Here is a 2,510-nt window from a genome sequence, read left to right as displayed (position 1 = left end):
AAATATAAGTTCTTGAAATATTACTAGAAATTATTAGGGAATTGTCTAATTCAAATGAAATAGCACTTAATATTCAGACATTTTTGCAGAAAGAAAATAATACCTTAACTTTGTGATTATTTAAAGATTATAAAATGTTTTTCTCTTGAAATATATAACAATATTTAGACAGCAGAATATTTTATAATTGAACTCATAGAATGCCCTGTTGCTTTCGTGAAGCTCATATTATTTTTAATCATTAAAACATAAAAAAAAGTGGATATTTTCGATAAAGTCAGCAAAGGTCTGGGACCTATCGGCGCCCATGCTCATTATTCTCATCACTACTTTACTTTCCCTAAGTTGACAGGAGAGTTAGGACCAAGAATGACCTTCATGGGAAAAGAAATGTTAAACTGGTCATTGAACAATTACTTAGGTTTAGCTAATCATCCTGAAGTTCGTGAAGCTGATAATAAGGGAACGCAAGATTACGGTTTGGCTTATCCAATGGGCGCAAGGATGATGTCAGGTAATTCAGATTTACATGAGGAATTTGAAGCTCAGTTAGCTGAATTTGTTGGAAAAGAAGATGCCTTTTTATTGAACTTTGGTTATCAAGGAGTAATGTCAGTGATTGAGTGTATTTGCGACCGTAACGATATTATTGTTTATGATGCTGAAGCACACGCTTGTTTGATTGATGGTATTCGTTTGCACAAAGCTAAAATGGGTGATTATTATAAGTTCAATCACAACGACATGGATTCTTTGCGTAAAAACTTAGAAAGAGCTACTAAAAAGGTTGCTGAAACAGGTGGAGGTATTTTAGTAATTACTGAAGGTGTTTTTGGAATGTCGGGTAAAGTAGGTTCATTGGATGAAATTGTGAAAATGAAAGAAGATTTCAATTTCAGAATTTTAGTAGATGATGCTCATGGTTTTGGAACGATGGGACCAAACGGTAGAGGTGTTCATGAAGCATTGAATTGTATGGATGGTATCGATTTATATTTCTCTACTTTTGCTAAGTCAATGGCAGCAATTGGTGCTTTTATTGCAGCAAGTAAAGAAATTGTAATGTTCTTGAAATATAATATGCGTTCACAAATCTATGCAAAAGCATTACCAATGCCATTTGTAGTAGGTGGAATGAAACGCTTAGAATTGATTAAAAAACATCCTGAATTCCGTGAGAAATTGTGGGAAAATGTAAGAGCTATCCAAACAGGATTTAAAGCGAAAGGATTTGATGTGGGTGAGACTACATCTCCAGTAACGCCGATTTTCTTACATGGAGACTACGAATTATCACACGTAACGGCGCTTGTACGTGATATGCGTGAAAATATGGGTGTGTTCTGTTCTATCGTAACTTACCCAGTAGTACCGAAAGGACAAATTATGTTAAGAATTATTCCTACAGCTTCGCATACTTTAGAAGATGTGGCTTATACACTAGATTGCTTTGAAAAGGTACAACAACGTCTGCAAGACGGTACTTATCGCAGAATTGCTGAAGAATTCTTAGCTCAGCAAGCAGAATTAGCATAATTTATATAGGTTTTTGACTTATTTCGCTTAAATTTTGGTGCTTGGATTTGTAAGATGTAATAAAATAGCTATATTTCGGACACAAAAAATGCGTCTCAACGCTATTAAAGGCTTTTTCAACCAATTATCAACTTAAATCCAGTTTCTATTATGAACAGATTTGCAGAAGTGAAGGACTTAATTTTGTCCTTAGAAGGAGATTTCGAGAAGTTTTATGACAAAGGCAATCAAGCTGCTGGTACTCGAGTAAGAGGTGGTATGCAACAATTGAAAACTTTAGCTCAAGAAATCCGTACAGAGGTTCAAGAGATAAAAAACAATGAAGCGAAATAATGCTAAATAGTTAAAATTCAATAAAAAGGCTCAATAATTATTGAGCCTTTTTATTTTGGGTTAAAATTCTTCTTTGTTCATGATTGATGCCGAACCTTCAGTAGTTTTCTTTCCAGTTTGTACATCAAAAATTTCTGTTGAAATTTCTCCTATGTGTTTATCAGCATTAATGGCTGTTACAGTGAATACTGCTTCATATTCAGTATCTACAAACATTGGGCGTTTATACTCTGAACTCTGCTTTAAATAAACACTCCCAAAGCCAGGAAATTCTGTTCCCATGATTTTTGAAAAAACACTCGAGGCAAGTGCTCCATGTATAATTGGGCGTTTGAATGAAGTAGTTGCTGCAAATTCAGCATCCAAATGAAGAGGATTATTATCACCTGATACTTTAGCAAATAAAATTACATCCTCTTGGGTAAATGAAAATTTATGACGGTAAACCGTTCCGAGTTGAATCATTGTTTAATAAATCTTAATCTTTATGATTGTACTTAAATAAAGAAGCTGTTTAAACTTTCCGTTTCTGAGGTGAAAGTATTGTATTTTTGAATTGATTTTTTCAAAATTTAGGAAGCATAGCATCGCTACGTTGAGTAAATTTTGGAACAAGCTATTCTAAAAGACTTAATTTAACC

Annotated in this window: 3 protein-coding genes; 2 read left to right on the top strand and 1 reads right to left on the bottom strand. The window is 33.7% G+C overall.

Features of this window, described 5'->3' with window-relative positions; translation table 11 throughout:
- Positions 1–258: 258 nt before the first annotated feature.
- Both AC07XN_RS24070 and AC07XN_RS24065 read left to right on the top strand, forming a co-directional pair.
- Positions 259–1,536: an aminotransferase class I/II-fold pyridoxal phosphate-dependent enzyme gene (locus AC07XN_RS24070; RefSeq protein ID WP_309920178.1), complete on the top strand. Its 1,278-nt coding sequence runs from the start codon at positions 259–261 to the stop codon at positions 1,534–1,536.
- Positions 1,537–1,686: 150 nt separating this feature from the next.
- Positions 1,687–1,869 (top strand): BF3379 family histone-like protein, encoded by a 183-nt coding sequence (locus AC07XN_RS24065; protein ID WP_309920175.1) that lies wholly within the window; start codon positions 1,687–1,689, stop codon positions 1,867–1,869.
- Between the two features lie 60 nt (positions 1,870–1,929).
- Here the strand turns inward: AC07XN_RS24065 and AC07XN_RS24060 are convergent, their stop codons facing one another.
- Positions 1,930–2,334, bottom strand: coding sequence for a MaoC family dehydratase (locus AC07XN_RS24060; protein WP_494744893.1), 405 nt, complete (start codon positions 2,332–2,334; stop codon positions 1,930–1,932).
- Positions 2,335–2,510 lie beyond the last annotated feature (176 nt).

The sequence above is a fragment of the Arcicella sp. GW458-12-2-14-TSB2 genome, from assembly GCF_059423785.1.
The sequence above is the reverse complement of the archived record's forward strand: the minus strand, read 5'-3'. Positions and strand labels throughout refer to the sequence as shown.

What these genes read in the sequence shown, in the direction of transcription:
- AC07XN_RS24065 (WP_309920175.1), top strand. Translation starts at nt 1,687, where the DNA reads ATGAACAGATTTGCAGAAGTGAAGGACTTAATTTTGTCCTTAGAAGGA.
- AC07XN_RS24060 (WP_494744893.1), bottom strand. Translation starts at nt 2,334, where the DNA reads ATGATTCAACTCGGAACGGTTTACCGTCATAAATTTTCATTTACCCAA.